Raw genomic sequence first — 15,920 nt, 5'->3', positions numbered from 1 at the left:
ATTCGACTGACTGGCCTCATCAGTAACAGCGGTCCCGTCGATCCCCTCCTTTCACAAACCGGACAAACACCGATCTCTTACCGCTCATCAAATTTTCACGATAGAACGAGAACCCGACATTGCAACCACAGACGCCGTTTTCGCGATAATGACTACAGATTTGGTGTTACGGTCTATCCCTGTTGTGCGTCAGGCACACAGCCCCCGGGAGCAGAAGCCACCCGGTCCCCCCGCCTGGCTCCATCTGAAGGGAGTCCCTGACATGAGGCTTGGCCGTCCCGCCAGGGCCGCCATCATCGGGTTAGCTTTGACACTCGGCGCCGTTGCGTGCAGCACGGGCGGCTCCACGACACCCAGCGCGGCACCGTCCGCATCCGCCGGCGGCCTGGAGAAGACGAAGATCAAGGTCGCCACCCTGCCCGCCATCGACAGTGCCGCCATCTACGTCGCCATCGACCAGAAGCTCTTCGAGAAGGAAGGGCTGGAGGTCACCCCGCAGGTGGTCCAGGCCGCGCCGGAGGCCATCCCCATGCTGGTCAAGGGCGAGATCGACGCCATGTTCGGCAACTACGTGTCGATGTTCCAGGCGCACGACAAGCAGGCGCTGAAGCTGCGCATCCTGGCCGAGGGCTCTCGCGCGGCCCCCGACTCGCTCAGCATCATGGCCCTGCCGAACTCCCCCATCAAGACCGCCAAGGACCTCGAAGGCAAGACGATCAACGTGAACGTCCTGCACAACTTCCAGGAGCTGGCGCTGACGCAGGTGCTCAAGGCCAACAACGTCGACCCGGCCAAGATCAAATATGTCCAGGTGACGTTCCAGAACATCATGCCCTCGTGGAAGGGCGGGCAGATCGACGCCGCGTACCTGGGCGAGCCCATGGTCACCGCGGCCACGTCCTCGATGGGCGCCCGCAAGATCCTCGACCCGGCGTCGGGTCCCGCCGCCGAGTTCCCGATCTCCGGGTACGTCAGCACGCAGGACTGGTACGACAAGAACCCGAAGACGGCGGCCGCCTTCCAGCGGGCCATCCACAACGCGGCCAAGCTCATGGAGAACAACCGCGAAGTGGTGGCCAAGGTGCTGCCGAACTTCACCCAGATCGACGCGGCCACCGCGGCCACCGTCACGTTCCCGTACTTCTCCAGCAACGACAACCCGGTCCGCCTCCAGCGGGTGGCCGACTGGATGCTGGAGGCCAAGTGGCTCACGAAGGCGATCGACGTCAAGTCGCTGATGTCGCCGACCACGTCCGGGTGAGCGCTCAGACCCTGGCCCCCGCCCGCCCGGCGTCCGCCGCGACACGCTGGTCGCGCCGGGCGGGCGGGGCCCTCGCCTTCGCCGCCCTGATCGAACTGCTCAGCCGGACCGGGCTGGTGGACCCGGAGACGCTGCCGCCCGCGACGGCGATACTCGGGCGGGCGGCGACGCTGATGGCCGACCCCGCCTTCCGCGCCCATGCCCTGACGAGCCTGCTCGCCTGGGCGGCCGGCCTCGGCCTCGCGGCGGTGATCGCGGTGCCGCTCGGGCTGCTGCTCGGCAGCGTCCCGATCGTCGACGCCGCCACGCGCTCGGTCGTGGAGTTCCTGCGGCCGATCCCGTCGGTGGCGCTGATTCCCCTGGTGTCCCTCCTGATCGGCACGGGCCTGCAGGTACGCGTCACGCTCGCGGTCTACGCCTCGTTGTGGCCGATCCTCTACAACACGATGTACGGCCTGCGCGGCGTCGACCCGCTCGCCAAGGAGTCGCTGCGGTCGTACGGCTTCGGGCCCCTGGCGGTGCTGATGCGCGTGTCGCTGCCGTCGTCGGCGCCCTTCATCACCACCGGGTTCCGGCTGGCCGCCGGGGTGGCGCTCATCCTGATCGTCAGCACCGAGATCGTGGCCGGGCGGGGCGAGGGCATCGGCGTGTTCATCTTCTTCGCCGGCATCGCCGTGCCCGCGCGGATGACCGACATCCTGGCCGCGGTGTTCTGGGTCGGGCTGTTCGGGGTGCTGGTGAACGCGCTGCTGGTGGCCGCCGAACAGCGGGCGTTCCGCTGGCACCACGCGCGGCTGGGAGAGACGGCATGAGGACCAGGGGCATGCGCGGGGCGGCGTTCCGGTCGCTGGTGCTGGCCGGGCTGATCCTCGCCTGGGAGGTGGCCACGCGGCTGGCGGGCAGCACGTTCTTCCCCCCGCCCAGCACGATCGTGGTCAGGATGCACGCGATGTGGTTCTCGGGGCCGCCGGGCACGCTGTTCCTGACCGAGGACGCCATCGGGAACATCCTGCCGAGCCTGGGCCGGATGGCCGCCGGGTTCGCGGGGGGCGCGCTGGCCGGGGTCGTGCTCGGGCTCGCGCTGGGGCTGTCCGCGAGGGCGTACGACTATCTCGACGGGGTGCTGCAGTTCCTGCGGGCCATCCCGCCGCCCGCGCTGGTCACGGTCTTCGTGGTGGTGTTCGGGTTCGGGCTGCGGATGCAGCTGACGTTCATCGTCTTCAGCATCGTCTGGCCGGTGCTGCTCAACACCGCCGACGGCGCCCGCTCGGTCGAACCGCTGCACCTGCAGACCGCCCAGGCCTTCCGGCTGTCCAGGGCCGAGCGGCTGTCGCGGGTGATCCTGCCCTCGGCGCTGCCCAAGATGTTCGCGGGGCTGCGGCTCGCGCTGTCGCTCTCCTTAATCGTCATGGTCTTCTCCGAACTGCTGCCGGGCACCGTGAACGGCATCGGGTTCCAGCTCACGTCCGCGTACCAGACCTTCGACCTGCCCGCCATGTGGGGCGGGATCGTGCTGCTCGGAGTGCTGGGCTACGCACTCAACGAGCTCTTCCTCGTCGTCGAACGCCGGGTGCTGGCCTGGCACCACGCCGCCCAGCAACTCTCCAGCACGTGAGAGTAAGATCGCACGCGTTTACAAGTGTGCCGATTCCGGCTCGGATAGAGTATTTCCGGCTCCGTGTTGTCCATGGTCTCGCCCCCTGAGGAACTCCATTGCTCGAGATAGACAACCTCTCCCACGTCTACGGCGGCGGTACCCCCAACGCGCACCACGCCATCGAGGGCCTCAACCTGAGCGTCGCCGAGGGTGAGCTGCTGTGCATCGTCGGCCCCTCCGGGGCGGGCAAGTCGACCCTGCTGCGTTCGATCGCCGGGCTGCTCACGCCGACGGGCGGCCAGATCAAGGTCGAGGGCAACCTCGTACGCCAGACGCCGGACAATCTCGCCGTGGTCTTCCAGGACTACAGCCGCTCCCTGTTCCCGTGGATGTCGGTGGCCGACAACGTGGCGCTGCCGCTGCGCCGCAAGAACATGGACAAGCGCCAGCGCCGCGAGGCCGCCCAGGAGGCCCTGGAGTCGGTCGGCCTGGCGGGCGCGGAGCGCAAATACCCGTTCCAGCTGTCGGGGGGCATGCAGCAGCGGGTGGCGATCGCGCGGGCGCTGGCCTACCGCCCGGCGCTGATGCTCATGGACGAGCCCTTCGGCTCGGTCGACGCGCAGACCCGCGAGGACCTGGAGGACCTCGTCCTCAAGGTACGCGGCCACCACCAGATGACGATCGTGCTCATCACGCACGACATCGACGAGAGCGTCTACGTGGGCGACCGCGTGGTCGTCCTGTCCAAGGCCCCGGCCCACGTGGTCGGCGACCTCAAGGTCGAACTGCCCGGACCGCGCGACCAGATCACGACCCGCGAACACCCGGACTTCGTCCACCTCCGCGCCGAGGTCGGCCGCCTGGTCCGCGGCAGCCACGCCACGGTGTAGGTGGGCCTGGCTCCCCCACCCGTTGCCCATCTGGGTGGTGGGCCTGCTGACACCCGCCCCGAACAAAAGGACCTCGCTCCGCTCGGGCTGTTCTTCCCTAGGCGCCTCCGGCGCACCCCCACGCGCCTCCGGCGCCATCGAGCCCACCCCTTGACCGTCTAGGCGGTGGGCCTGCTGAAGCCCACCCTGCCTGCTGGATCAGGCAGTATCTTGCCCGTCTGGCCAATCCACAAATGGACAGCGCCAAAGGTCACGGAGCGCAGCGATCACCTTGGTGAGTCTGCGTCCAGGATCGTCCTCGCCGATCTCGCGAAGGACAACCACGACCCGGGCCAGTGAGGTCGCCGTCACACGAGCGACACCCTCGCCAGGAACCGCTTCGAGCACTCCGTGACTCATCCACGAGCGGGCAGTGGGAACTGTCACGCCGAGAACTGAGGCCGCCGTGGACAACCGTACAGCGCTCGGTTGCGGCCCACGGTCGTGCCGTTGAGCCATGCGCTGGATCGCCGCGTGAAGAGCCCGATCGGCGGTTCGCCCCTGCGCGAGGGACATGAGGTCAGCCAGATCCTCGACTACGAGCCGGGCCTGATCATCCGTTACAGCCATCGCACCACCGCACCCCGACTCTTTCAGAAATAGGCGTGATATTAAAAGTTGCGGCGATCACCGAGCCTCGCCGCGCAGGATCTGCTCGAAGGTGTGTCTGGCGGCAGCGGTCAATGTCCACGAGGTTTCGTGGACGGTCCGCTTGTCGCGGTCGATACGACGGACGAAGCCCTGACCAGCGGCGCCACATAGCTCGTACGTCGTCGGCCGACATTCGCACGTCCACGAGACGACACGGATGCGCAAAACCCGACGGTCTGGTTGGTACCAGGCCAATACCAGGTGGCCCGGCTGGGGTGGTGCGGCGTGCGGGCCGTGGAAGTCAGGAATCTCGCACGCCATGTCACCGCACTCTTCCTTCGAAGATCTCGACGAGGTTCTTGAGCGCGATATCGACGCGGACCATGACGAGTTCGCGGATGTGATCACCGCCCGGAGGCAGCCGGTATCCGTGCTTCTCGAGCACGGCATGGATCTCAACCGTCAAGGGTTCGAATCGTAGATCTGTGGTTGGGCCTGCCATGGGCCGGACCTCCGGCATCAGTTCGCGTGGCATTGAACGTCATGAGCCACAGTAACAACACTCATTCTAGCCAGTACATAGCTTGTCCTAATCCATGTAAGAGAACGGCTAGTCCTAGCAAGGGACGTAGTCGCCGATGATGGCCCGTATCGGTACAACTACGATTCGGACGTGCTCAACCCTCGTGGACCCGTGCCGCTCTACAACCAACTCGCCGATGTGCTGCGCAAGCGGATCGACGACGGCGCGCTCCAGCCGGGCGCGCTCGTACCGTCCGAGGCTGACCTCGTGAGCGAGTTCGGCGTCGCGCGGATCACGGCCCGGCGGGCGATCCGAGAGCTACGCGACGCGGGCATCATCTACACGATCAGGGGTGAGGGCTCATACGTTGGGCCAGAGAGCGCGTCACGCCAGGCAAGATCAGGGTGGAGATTCCAGACAATCGCTGACGACCTGGCCGCGAAGGTCCGAGCCGGCGACTTCGAGCAGGACGTGCCGCTGCCGTCCGAAACGCAACTCGCACAGCAATATGACGTGGCCAAGGGCACCGTACGACGCGCGCTGACACTTCTCCGCGACCAGAGGTTGGTGTACACGGTGCCAGGCCGAGGCACCTACCCAACTCCCCCCGATCCGAAAAGGGGTCTGCCATGACTTGGGTTGATGCACACCGTGCCGAGCCGGCTCTGATCGCGGAGATCGACGCGCTCGGCTGACAGGAATACTGTTTTCGTTCGGCGGCATGACGTCCGGAATGGCGGCGTGGCAAAGTGAATCGGAACGAATTTGAGACTTCATGGGCACGGCTTGCGTACCGCTTCGGTGGGAGGTCTTCATGACTACTCGTGCCGAGTTGATGAACGCGCTGCGCCGCGCTCAGGAATTGTCTGACCAGCACTGGCACACGCTGGACCAGCCGCTGCTGCAAATGTCGAGCGGGCGGACGTGGACGGGGCCGGTCGCCGATAGATTCGGTGGTGACCTGGCGCAGCAGCGTGCGGAGTTGTGGCGAGGACTTCGCGGGGTCATCGACCATCTCCACGAAACGATCTCCAACCAGACCGTGATGGGGCCGAGAGACGAATGACTTTCTCCTCGATCGACCCCAGAGAAATGCACCGGCTCGGCTCCGGCGTGCAAAACGCGGGAAAAGGTCTGACCGAATGCGCGGCGCAGCTCCGGGCGATTCTGAACGAGGTCGAGCTCACCCACCCGGGAGTGGCGGCGATCGGCCGGATAGGGCAGTGGCTGACCGAGCAGGCCCCCGACCTCTACCGGCGGCGCGATCTCGCGTACGAGGCCGAGAAAGTCGACGTGGACGTGTTCGGCAACCCGGCCCCCGGCGCGATCGTCCCTGCCGGGATGGCGCGGATCGACGAGTCGAGAATGATCCCGGCCAAGGTGCGGGCCGAGGCGGCGCAGGCCGCCCCGCTGTTCGCGGCCGCCGCGCGCGGGGACGCGGGCGCTCTGGAAAAGCTCGCCGCCTACAAGGGGCGACTGTCCGATCCGCAGTTCGCCACCGCCCTCATCGAACAACTCGGCCCGCAGGGCCTCTTCGCGCTTCCCGCCGCCATGGGAACGCGGATCCGCAAGACGCTCGACGCCAATCGCGATTCGGCGGCCATCCGGCAGCAGAATCGCGACGTACTGTCCATGCTGGGCAAGGCCCTCGCCGCTGCAACCGACCCGACAAAGAACGCGCATCTCAACCGGAAGTTCGTCGAGGAGCTCAAGCGGCAGGGGCGCACGGAGCTCCCGGCTCCCGACATGGGCGGACTGACAAATCCCGGATATTGGTCGCTCGGCCAGATCCTCGCGGCGGCGCCGAAAGAGGCGTACAGCGAGTGGTTCATGGGGACCATCGGCCAGGACATGATCCAGTGGGACCGCGACTACCTGAAAGAGCATCGCACGCGGTTCCTGCCGAAGGACACCGACGTCTACAACCTTCCCGCGCCCATCGACACGCGGCCGTTCCAGGATTCCGACGTCATCGGCAGCGCCGATCCGATCGCCGCGCTGATGACCGTTGCGAGCACGTCGCGAGAGCGCGCGCAGGCGCTGCTCGACAACAAGGACTTGCTGAAGTACCTGATGAGCGATCGCCGGCCACAGTGGGAGATGGGCGATCGCGGCGAATCGCTGGGGGAGGCCATGGAGGCGGCAATGAAGGGCGCCGATGCCGACTCCAAGCGACTGGCGGTCATGGCCACTCAAATACTCGCCGACGAGGTCGACCCACATGCGTCGTTCAACGACGCGGGGGAGGTCGAAATCAACGACCCGTCGGAGCTCGATCGTCTCTCCGGCATCCGCGACAACATGGGTCGCATCCTCGCGGAGCACACCGACGACATCGTCAGCGCGTACTACAAGAACTACGCGCGAGCGAAGGACGGGGAGCTTACGGGCATCGTCAACGGCCGGCCGATCTCCGAGTTCACCCCGCCGGACATCGATCTAGTCCTGCTCGATGTGGCCGCCGATGAAAAGGGATACCAGGCCCTGCTCTTCGGGCAGATCGCACACATGCGGGGAAGAATCGACCAGGCGATCGCGGCGCACGACAACACTTTTCTGCAAAACGTGATCACGAATGACTCCAAGGCGCTGGGACACCTGCTCGAGGGACGCAAGCTGGCGCTGGTCGGCCGGGGCAAGGAGGCCGACGCCGCGGACGCGGCCTTCCGGAAAATGGTCGAAGACGGCATCGGCCTCGTCCCTATCCCCTTCGCCGGGCAGGTGGGCAAAGTGGGGCTCAAGGCGGCCGAAACCATCTACGAGAACTTCGTCAAGGACGGCTACGCGAAGGCCGGGAACTGGCTGGTGGAACAGGCTGGGCACGGCGGCGGGAAGACTGCCAAGAGTTTCGGTGCGGCCGCGTCTGATCAGAAGGCCGCCGAGCAGATGGTGAAACAGATGCTCGAGTCATCCTCTGTCGCCCACGGGTACTACGATCGCGACAGCCTGAAAGAGCAACCTTTCGTAGAGAACGACCCGCCACAGGTCAAAGCCCCGCACCGGATGACCAGATACGAGTACGACAACTTCGTGAGCTGGCTGGACCGCCACTCCAGAGTGCCCGACGATTTCGGTAGTGCCCAAACGAAAGTCAAAGCGGGATCAGACGAATTCAAGGCCAACGTCGGTGGCTCTGAACAGGAGGCGGGGGACGATGACTAGGCGGCCGGCGGTGTGGCTCTGTCTGACCGTCATGGTCCTGCCGACTGTCTCGTGCACGCCGAACAGATCAGTCGGCCCACCGCCTACACCCTCGCCCGTGCGGCGCGACGTCGTGAATCGTCCTCCCTATCTGTGTAATTTCATCCCAGAGGCCGCGGTGGCCGAGTTGACCGGCTACACCGGCCGATACACGACTGGCCCCAGCAAGCACTCCGTCGCGGATAGCTGCGCCGTTATGAACGACGTGCAAAGCATCCTCCTCACAGGTTACGAGCGCTCAACCGAGCAGGAAGTCATCGAGAAGTGGATGCGAAACGGGGAGGGGAACGACCGGGCCGAGCTCCCGCGGGAACTGGGCATAGGATCAATGGACAACTACGAGGTCCGGGGCTATCCGTTTCGCGCGGCCGGCGCCTTGTTCCATTGCGGGAACGAGAAGTCGCTCATCACCATCTACGTTAAGAAGAACCCGTCTCGGGACCAGGACCACGACCTCGTCCAGCTCATGCAGATCGCTCAGCGGCGGTTCGCCGAGATGTTCAAGTGCAAGGTTGGCGCCCTGCCATTGGGTTAACACATCGCCGACGCCGACCGATTGGTCACGACAGCGCCAGGCAAATAGGACTGGTGGCGGCCGACCCACCGTAGGCGTGCGGGTTGATCCGAATGCGGTCGTCGTAGCGGAGCAAACAGGACTACAGCTTGATGGAGTACAGCCGCGCCTCACACCGGCCGGGAAGGGCGACGTCCGAAAAGCGTTAACGCTGGTCGTCACTTTTGCCTCCTCCGATCTACCCTGCTCGAAGCGCAGCAACCGACTCGACGAGGCGGGCAACCTCCAATGCGTCGAGCACGTCGTCAACGGTTTCCGGCGGACTCATACGCGAGTCCGCGATCTGTTGCACACAGGCCCATACGACCCTTCCATCGAGATCGATCTGGTCCGGGACGATTGGCAGCAAGGTTACGCTGCATCTCGTCGAGGATCCCGTTGGTCCATTTGGCCTGTATGCGGCCCGTCATAGCGAGACGGATGAGCAGGTCGCGAAGTGTATTGCCGTAGAGCACGTTCGCGTCGTAGAGAACTACGAAGGCCATGCTTCAGATGCCCAGCTCTTGACCGAGCGCAGCAAGCTGATCGGCAGCCGTACGGCGCTTGACATCATCGCGACGTTTGTACTCCTGAAGATCCTCATACGTGATGCGCCGATGCTTGCCGATCAGCCGGAAGGGGATTTCTCCCGCCTCAAGAAGCTTGATCAGATAGGGGCGTGAGACGTTCAGCATGTCTGCCGCTTGCTGCGTCGTCAGTTCGGCGTGGGACGGAATGACCGTCACTCCCCGACCTTCAGCCGCCTGAGCGAGGATGAAGGCGAGCAGACTCACGGCCTCACGAGGCAAGATCAGCGGACCCTCGTCACCGTGCTCGCCTGCGACGCGAATGGTCGTCTGGTCGGGGTACCGCATGAGGTAGTCCTTGATCCGCCGCACGGCGCGACCAGCCACCTCAGCGTCGATGATCCCAGGTTGAACACGCTTGGCTTGGACATCGGCCATCACGACACCTCCAGTCGCAGTATCCGAAATAAACGAAGCAAACGCAAGGCTTAGCCGCCGAGCGTCCTCAGCGACGTACATGACGGGAGCGCCTTCGACCGGGCGTGGCCGGTGTTCCGATGACGCCAAGGTCGGCTGTGCGTGCACGACAACCGGCTGCGGATCGAGCGACGCCGACAGGAGGCCGGTAAGCCGCCGACCCCAATGCGCTCGCCGCACTGGAGGCTCGCGAGGCGGTCTTGTCCGAGTTTGGCAATGACGCCGGGTTTCCGGCTGCGCCCGCGCGACCTCAGGCTCCTGGACAACACCGTGATCCTGCACGGCCGGGAATGGCATGGGGTGTCATTACTCCTCCGGAGCGGAGAAACCTTCACCCGAGTAGGAAGATCCTCCACCGTACGGGTGGCTCCCTGGGGGGACCCGTCAGGGCAGCCGCTTGGCATAGCAGCGGCTGAGCGGCTCATGCTGGTAGGGCGGATAGTTGGGGATGGGCGTGTAGCCGGCACGGGTGTACAGCGCGATGGCCTCGGGCTGGTGGAGACCGGTTTCCAGACGGATCTCGGGGTGGCCGAGGGCGGCGGCGGTGCGTTCGGCCTCGGCCAGCAGCCGTCCGGCGATGCCTCGGCCGCGGGCCGCCGGAGTTACGTACATGCGCTTGAGCTCGGCGGCGCCGTCAGGGAAGGGCTGGATGGCGCAGCAGCCGACTGGTCGGCCGTCGAGCTCAGCGAGCAGGAAGCGAACGGCCGGGTCGAGGTGGCCCCCTGGGTCACCTATGTCGCCGGGGTAGCGAATGGCGAGGTCGGCGTCCAGGTCCTGGACCAACCGCCGGATTCTGGGGTCGTCGCTCGCGGCGGCGGTGATGGACAGGTCGGCGGTCGTCATGGATGCGCGGTTCCTTCCGGGGTTGCCAGGACCAGGTCAAGCTGAGTCGCGAGGACGCGGCGCAGGAGCTCGGGCGGGTAGGCGCCAGGGTCGGCGGCGGCATTCAACGCCAGGCCGTCCAGGCAGGCGACCAGACTGTGGACCCGCTCCTTCAGGTCCGCGGGCTCCGGCCGGCCGAGTGCGGCGCCCAGGAGGCCGGTGAGGCGACTGACCCAGGAGGCGTGGGCCGACGCGTGCAGGTCGAGCAGTTCGGCGTCGGTGCGGGCGGAGAGCTGGAAGTGCATCCACACGACGGCCTCCAGATGCCGCTCGGCGTCCAGCGGCAATGCCTGCTCGCACACCGACTGCAGCGTCTCCCGGGAGGTGCCTCCGGCGGCGAGCGCGTCGACGCGGTGGACCATGCGGTCGTGCATGACGGATCTGGCGTGGGCCATCAGCGCCTTCTTGTCGCGGAAGTAGTGGGTCACCATGCCGGTCGTGCACCCGGCCGCGTCGGCGACCGTTCGCATGGTCAGCCCGTCCATGCCGCGCTCCGCCACCACCCGCCACACGGCCTCGGACATCGCCTGACGGCGCTCAGCCTGATCGACCTGCTTGGGCACTTGCTCCTCCGGGATACATAACGACTGTTACGTCACAAGCGTTATGGTATCAGCCGCGCCTCGATCGTCTTGTCTGACTTCGTGGGTGATGTCCTGGCGGTCAGGGTTGCGCTTGAGTGTTCGGGGCGGATGCGTTGCGGAAAGGCCGGAAGCGCGAGGGTCCCAAACGCGGCGACCGGACAGCTCAAGGAGGCGGCCGATCCCTGTCGGCTCGTGCTGCCCGCCGGCCGGGAGACGCTCGCCGACTATTACGCGAATGAGCTACGGACGGCCATCGGCGCGGGTGGCCTGGCGCCGGGTGCGAGGTCCTACGACTAATGGTGTGCGGCATATCCGGCTGTGGCCTGAGGCGGCAGCGGGTGAGACCGCCGTAGCGTGAACGCCATGAAGATCGGAATTCTCGGAACAGGCAACGTAGGACGGGCGCTGGCCACCGGCTGGGCCGGCGGGGGCCATGACGTCGTCCTGGGATCGCGGCGGTCGGACGACACGGGATTGCGGGCGGAACTGGCGGCTGCGCTGGGAGAGGGCGTACCGGTTGTGGACCCGTCCTCGGCCGTCATGGGTGCGGAGGTAGTGGTCAACGCGACGCCCGGCACCGCATCCGTGCCGCTGCTCGCCGAGATAGGCGCCCCTGCCCTGGCCGGGAAGGTGCTGCTCGACGTATCGGTCGGTTTCACTGAGGATGGCGCGCTCTCCCATCCTGGGGAGAGCCTGGGAGAGGAGATCCAACGAACGTTTCCGGACACGATGGTCGTCAAGACGCTCTGTACCGTCGACGCACGGCTCATGGGCGCGCCTGACTCGTTGGAGGGCCCGAGCACGGTCTTCCTCTCGGGGAATGACGCCGAGGCCAAACGCACGGTCGGCGGGCTCCTGAATGGGCTGGGCTGGTCCACGGAGTCGCTGCTCGATCTGGGAGGCATCACCACGGCTCGGGGCCAGGAGCATTACAGCTTGCTCTTTCTGGGGATCGCCGGCGCCATTGGCTCTTACGGTTTCGGGATACGGGTGGTTCCTCCGGCCCGGGGCTAGGTGGCGGTTTCAACTCTTTGCGTTGGCTCCTCATGGGTGTGGATTGACGGCATGGCCAAGCAGGGCCGGCCCGCCCTCCCAGAAGTCCGCGATCCAGCAGAGGCTCATCACGCGGCAAGACGCAGGGTGGCGAAGGTCGATGTACGGCCCAGGCCGCCCCGGCGGTCCCCGAGGTGCGCCGGACTCCACCGGGTGCCGAGGTGGCCGAGCTGTTGTCCCGCATGTGAGCCCGAACGGGGACTCTCTGTCAGAGGGTGGGTAGGCGGAGGTTCGAGCCGCCGTGGCCGAGCCTCAGCGACACCTGTCCCGCTGGGGCGTCGGAGTCGATCTCCGGGTAGTCGTCGCTGGACACCGTGACGCTGATGCTGTGCCCGGCCGCGACGCGGTAGTGCGTGGGCCAGGTGCGGAGGTCCAGGTCGTACGTCTTGCCGGGACGTACCGGGACCGCGCGCTCGTGGCCGGAGCGGTGGCTCGCCTTCAGCCAGCCCTGGGTGATGCGGGTGGCCGTGCCGTCGGGGGCGAGGTCCTGCACCACGACCGCGATGTTGCCGTCGGCCGCCGTGAACGAGGCCCGTACCTGGGCCTGGATCTCCCCCGCGAGGACCAGGTCGCGCCGGAGCGGTCCGGTAGCGAACGACAGCCGCCGGCCCGGCCCGCCCGGGGCCGGCTCGGTGTTGACCTGGAAGGTGCGGGTGGCGGGCCGGCCGGGGTCGGAGGCCAGGGTGCCGTCGGCGCCGAGGCCGAGCCGCACCGTCCGCGTTCCCGCCGGCGGCCAGCTGTCGAACTGCCGCCAGCCCGTGCCGGGCACCTCGTACGACGTCACCCTCGCGGCGGGCAGCGGGGTGCCGGGGCGGCGGGCCAGCCAGCGGTCCCACCAGGCGAGGTAGGCGCCGTTGCCGATGTCGGCGGGCTGCCCGGCCGGCCAGCCGTGCACCCAGGGGCCGGACACCAGCCAGACGTTGCGGCCGCGCGCCTGGAGGTTCTCCACCATGCCCTGGCGGTAGCGGTCGTACCAGCCGGCGATCTCCAGGACGGGGACGTCGAGGTACTTCCAGCGGGACTTGACGCTGCGCTCGCGCCAGAAGTCGTCGTAGAGGGGGTGCTGGGCGTACGTGACGAGGGTGTCGGGGGCGACGGAGCGCTGCCAGTCGCGGATCCTGGCCGAGTAGATGCCGCCCCGGTAGATGGTGTTCTCGTACCAGTCGCTGATGCCGTCCACGGGGATGATGGCGGCCAGGTGGGGTGGCTTGTTGACGGCGACGAGGAGGGAGGAGTGCCCGCCGTAGCTGACGCCCGTCTGCCCGATCCGGCCCGTGGACCAGGGCTGGGCGGCCAGCCACTCGATGAGGTCGTAGTTGTCGCGCTGCTCCTGGCCGCTGAAGGGGTCGAGGTAGCCGGGCGAGTCGCCTGAGCCCCGGGCGTTGCACACGGCGGCGACGTAGCCGCGGGTGACGAAGTACGCGGCGGCCTGGCCCTGGGCGCCGAGCTGGTTGTAGGCGTTGTAGTCGTAGACGATGCCGGGGAAGCGGCCGGGGGCGGGGGTGCCGTCGGGGGCGGCTGGCCGGTGCAGGTCGCAGGCCAGGTGGCTGCCGTCGCGCAGGGGTACGGTGACGCGTTCCCGGTGGACGCCGTACTCGGCGGGGCGGTCGTAGGCGAAGAACCGGTCGGGAGGGAGAGAGGTGACGGGAGCGGGTTCGGCGGTCGCGGGGAGGGCGGGGGCGCAGGTCAGAACCAGGGTGGCGGACAGCGTGGCGGACAGGGTGGCCATGGTCTTGAGGGGTTTCATCTTCGGTCCTCTGGGGGGCGAGGGTTAGAGGGAGCGGGAGGACGGAGGGGGGCCGAGGGGGGTGCCGCCGGGGCCGGTGGTGAAGGTGAGCCAGGGCTGGGGCGGCCGGAGGCGGCCCGTGGCCGGGTCCGTCTGGCCGACGCCGGGGCGGGAGTAGTCGCACACGCCCGAAGGGAAGGCCGAGCGCAGCCGCGCCCACTGCTCCCCCGTGAACGCGACGCCGCCGTAGTCCCCCCGCCGCAGCGGCTTGAGGCGGCATTTCAGCAGGTCGCTGGTCGGCCCCTCGCCGGCCGCGACCCGGGTGTCGGCCTTGTGCGGGTACGCCTGGTCGCAGGCGGCCTGGTCGATGACCTTGGTCCCGGAGATCCAGCAGGCGTCCACGGCCTCGGCGGGCCGGTGGCGTACGACCTTGGCGGGCAGCGGGATCGGCCGGCGGTCGGCCTCGACGGCGGCGAGCCAGCGGTCCATGACGTCCAGGGGCGAGCCGTCGCTGCCGTTCGTCCAGAGCACCTGGTTGCGGTGGTGGCCGTTGGCCCGGTCGAGCCGGTTGCGGAGCACGAGGCTGCGCCAGGGGTAGTGGTAGTCGTTGTTGTCGGTGCCGCGGACCACGAGGATCGGCACCTGGGCCAGCCCCCGGCCGAAGACGACGCGGCCGGTGCGGTGCGCGATCCCGACGGCTTCGACGTCGGCCTCGGTCCGTGAAGGGGTCCAGGTCATGTCGATGTCGAAGCCGCCGATCCGCTGGTTGAGGTCGACGAACTGTTCGGGGCTGATGCGGCCGTCGCGCAGCGCGGTCAGGCCGTACTGGACGCCGACGTTGTCCCACGGCCGCCGGGCGCACGGCACGCCGGCGCACCCCTGCGGGCGGGCGCCGTAAATGGAGATCATGAAGTCCTGGAGCGTGCAGCGGACGCCGCCGGGGTTGCGTGCCGGGTCGTAGCTCGCCTCGCCCGCGCAGGACGTGCCGTCGTCGGGCTTCATGTAGTCGGGGGCGCGGCCCGCGGAGGTGGCGCAGACGCCGGTGCCTCCGTGCCCGAAGACGGCGGTCCTGTCGCCGGAGTCGGTCCACAGGGGCGAGGCGTCCATGGCGCGGACCAGCGCGGCGCAGTCGCCGAACTCGCGGTAGGCCCCGACGATCTGGTCCGGCCAGTCCTGGGTGGGCAGGAGGCCGTCCAGCAGGCCCGGGTAGGCGTCGGCGACGAGGTACTGCTGGAGCGCCCCGCCCGAGCCGCCGCGGCCGATGGTGTAGCGGATCTCGCCGTACGTCTCGACGACGTGCTCCTTGACCATCATGACGGTCTCGGCGGAGGTGACGTCGTTGCTGTGCAGGGAGTTGTCGGTCATCGTGGACGACGCCACCGCGAACCCCTTGGCGGCCGCCTCCTGCGCCTCCGGCATGGTCAGCCCGCGGGAGACGCCCTGCCGGTACTGCTGGCCCGTGCCCGCCCCGAACACCCACACCAGCTTGTGGTTCCAGTTCGCCGGCACGAGGACGTCGTAGATCCCGCGGTTGACGGTGCCGCGTTCGAGGGTGGCCTTGACGCCGTTGCCGAGGGTGATCTCACTGCGGACCGGGGCGGCGTCGCACCGGTCGTCGAGGGCGGGGCCGAGGCCGTTCTCGGCCGTCTGGCACTGCCAGGGCCCCACCTGCGGGCCCGAGAACACCGGCCCGCCCGACGGGTGGTCGGTGATGGTCAGCCGCTCGGCCCGTCCGCGCGGCGGCCGGACGGTCAGGACGTTCTCGCCGGGCGAGAGGCCGTCGACCAGCCCGGTCAGGGCGCCGTCCGGCCCGGGCGCGAAGCGGGAGGTGACGTCGGCGCCGTTGAGCTCGACCCGTACCCGGGCGGGGCCGGTGACCCTGACCAGCGCGTCACCTCCCGAGACCAGGTCGGCCCGGTTCGAGAGCACGTGGATGTCGAGATCCGGCTGCGGCGGGGACAGCGGCAGCGCCACCAGCGCCGGTATGAGGGCAAGCTCGCGCCAGCTCATGTCACT

The 15,920-nt window shown here is 67.8% G+C and carries 17 protein-coding genes; 10 read left to right on the top strand and 7 right to left on the bottom strand.

Annotated features, from left to right (window positions below; translation table 11 throughout):
• Positions 1-262 precede the first annotated feature (262 nt).
• The 5 genes from H4W80_RS45440 (at position 263) to H4W80_RS45420 (ending at position 4,390) form a co-directional block, all read left to right on the top strand.
• Entirely contained in the window at positions 263-1,261 is a 999-nt protein-coding gene (locus tag H4W80_RS45440) for an ABC transporter substrate-binding protein (protein ID WP_185071533.1), read from the top strand.
• Positions 1,258-2,073 carry an ABC transporter permease gene (locus H4W80_RS45435; protein WP_192790729.1) on the top strand — a complete coding sequence of 272 codons (816 nt, stop codon included), beginning with the start codon at positions 1,258-1,260 and terminating at the stop codon, positions 2,071-2,073. Before H4W80_RS45440 ends, H4W80_RS45435 begins: the two co-directional genes overlap by 4 nt.
• Entirely contained in the window at positions 2,070-2,876 is an 807-nt protein-coding gene (locus H4W80_RS45430) for an ABC transporter permease (protein WP_225964012.1), read from the top strand. The genes H4W80_RS45435 and H4W80_RS45430 overlap by 4 nt, the downstream gene beginning before the upstream one ends.
• Before the next feature lie 98 nt (positions 2,877-2,974).
• Positions 2,975-3,748: an ABC transporter ATP-binding protein gene (locus tag H4W80_RS45425; RefSeq protein WP_192790728.1), complete on the top strand. Its 774-nt coding sequence runs from the start codon at positions 2,975-2,977 to the stop codon at positions 3,746-3,748.
• 489 nt (positions 3,749-4,237) lie between these two features.
• Positions 4,238-4,390 (top strand): hypothetical protein, encoded by a 153-nt coding sequence (locus tag H4W80_RS45420; protein ID WP_192790727.1) that lies wholly within the window; start codon positions 4,238-4,240, stop codon positions 4,388-4,390.
• A gap of 310 nt (positions 4,391-4,700) precedes the next feature.
• Here the strand turns inward: H4W80_RS45420 and H4W80_RS45415 are convergent, their stop codons facing one another.
• Positions 4,701-4,844 (bottom strand): hypothetical protein, encoded by a 144-nt coding sequence (locus tag H4W80_RS45415; protein ID WP_192790726.1) that lies wholly within the window; start codon positions 4,842-4,844, stop codon positions 4,701-4,703.
• Positions 4,845-5,051: 207 nt separating this feature from the next.
• Here H4W80_RS45415 and H4W80_RS45410 point away from each other — a divergent pair, with 207 nt between their 5' ends.
• The 4 genes from H4W80_RS45410 (at position 5,052) to H4W80_RS45395 (ending at position 8,637) form a co-directional block, all read left to right on the top strand.
• On the top strand, positions 5,052-5,534 hold the full coding sequence (locus H4W80_RS45410; RefSeq protein WP_192790725.1) for a GntR family transcriptional regulator: 483 nt from the start codon (positions 5,052-5,054) through the stop codon (positions 5,532-5,534).
• 181 nt (positions 5,535-5,715) lie between these two features.
• Positions 5,716-5,967: a hypothetical protein gene (locus H4W80_RS45405; RefSeq protein ID WP_192790724.1), complete on the top strand. Its 252-nt coding sequence runs from the start codon at positions 5,716-5,718 to the stop codon at positions 5,965-5,967.
• Positions 5,964-8,063 carry a hypothetical protein gene (locus H4W80_RS45400; protein ID WP_192790723.1) on the top strand — a complete coding sequence of 700 codons (2,100 nt, stop codon included), beginning with the start codon at positions 5,964-5,966 and terminating at the stop codon, positions 8,061-8,063. Before H4W80_RS45405 ends, H4W80_RS45400 begins: the two co-directional genes overlap by 4 nt.
• A 97-nt stretch (positions 8,064-8,160) precedes the next feature.
• The gene (locus tag H4W80_RS45395) at positions 8,161-8,637 is read left to right on the top strand and encodes a hypothetical protein (protein ID WP_192790722.1); all 477 of its coding nucleotides are present in this window, start codon (positions 8,161-8,163) and stop codon (positions 8,635-8,637) included.
• A gap of 217 nt (positions 8,638-8,854) precedes the next feature.
• Here H4W80_RS45395 and H4W80_RS64935 read toward each other — a convergent pair whose 3' ends face one another.
• The 4 genes from H4W80_RS64935 to H4W80_RS45380 form a co-directional block, all read right to left on the bottom strand.
• Positions 8,855-8,968, bottom strand: a complete 114-nt coding sequence (locus H4W80_RS64935) for a VapC50 family PIN domain-containing toxin (protein ID WP_465263718.1) — start codon at positions 8,966-8,968, stop codon at positions 8,855-8,857.
• Between the two features lie 196 nt (positions 8,969-9,164).
• Positions 9,165-9,620 (bottom strand): helix-turn-helix domain-containing protein, encoded by a 456-nt coding sequence (locus H4W80_RS45390; RefSeq protein ID WP_192790721.1) that lies wholly within the window; start codon positions 9,618-9,620, stop codon positions 9,165-9,167.
• A 423-nt stretch (positions 9,621-10,043) separates the two neighbouring features.
• Positions 10,044-10,502: a GNAT family N-acetyltransferase gene (locus H4W80_RS45385; protein ID WP_192790720.1), complete on the bottom strand. Its 459-nt coding sequence runs from the start codon at positions 10,500-10,502 to the stop codon at positions 10,044-10,046.
• Positions 10,499-11,065, bottom strand: a complete 567-nt coding sequence (locus tag H4W80_RS45380; protein ID WP_225964011.1) for a TetR/AcrR family transcriptional regulator — start codon at positions 11,063-11,065, stop codon at positions 10,499-10,501. Before H4W80_RS45380 ends, H4W80_RS45385 begins: the two co-directional genes overlap by 4 nt.
• Before the next feature lie 423 nt (positions 11,066-11,488).
• On the opposite strand from H4W80_RS45380, the gene H4W80_RS45375 reads away from it, so the two are divergent.
• A complete protein-coding gene (locus H4W80_RS45375) occupies positions 11,489-12,139 on the top strand; it encodes an NADPH-dependent F420 reductase (RefSeq protein ID WP_192790718.1) in 651 nt (216 codons plus the stop codon).
• A gap of 247 nt (positions 12,140-12,386) precedes the next feature.
• Here H4W80_RS45375 and H4W80_RS45370 read toward each other — a convergent pair whose 3' ends face one another.
• Positions 12,387-13,925 (bottom strand): CocE/NonD family hydrolase, encoded by a 1,539-nt coding sequence (locus H4W80_RS45370; protein WP_192790717.1) that lies wholly within the window; start codon positions 13,923-13,925, stop codon positions 12,387-12,389.
• 24 nt (positions 13,926-13,949) lie between these two features.
• A complete protein-coding gene (locus H4W80_RS45365) occupies positions 13,950-15,914 on the bottom strand; it encodes a DUF6351 family protein (RefSeq protein WP_192790716.1) in 1,965 nt (654 codons plus the stop codon).
• Positions 15,915-15,920 lie beyond the last annotated feature (6 nt).

The organism is Nonomuraea angiospora, assembly GCF_014873145.1.
In the GTDB taxonomy this organism is placed as follows: domain Bacteria; phylum Actinomycetota; class Actinomycetes; order Streptosporangiales; family Streptosporangiaceae; genus Nonomuraea; species Nonomuraea angiospora.
This window is presented reverse-complemented; position numbering and strand designations above follow the sequence as displayed.